At 67.4% G+C, this 239-nt stretch carries 1 pseudogene; it reads left to right on the top strand.

What is annotated here, in order from left to right:
• Positions 1-239, top strand: a pseudogene (locus tag NDO48_RS29520) (hypothetical protein); the annotation flags it as partial.

Here is a 239-nt window from a genome sequence, read left to right as displayed (position 1 = left end):
GGACTGGGATCACCACCTCGAGTCGGCCGGGACGATGCTGGTGTCCGCGGCATGTCACCCGTCGTACTCGATGTTGCCGTCCGTACTCCCGTCCGGCGGGACGACGTACGACATCTACGGGTACTGCTTTCGGCACGAGCCTGCCGTCGACCCTGCTCGCATGCAGGCCTTCCGCATGCACGAGATCGTGCGGGTCGGCACTCCGGACGACGCCGTCGCCCACCGGGAGAGGTGGGTAC

Source organism: Aminobacter sp. MET-1, from assembly GCF_026521175.1.
Lineage (GTDB): Bacteria > Pseudomonadota > Alphaproteobacteria > Rhizobiales > Rhizobiaceae > Aminobacter.
The sequence above is the reverse complement of the archived record's forward strand: the minus strand, read 5'-3'. Positions and strand labels throughout refer to the sequence as shown.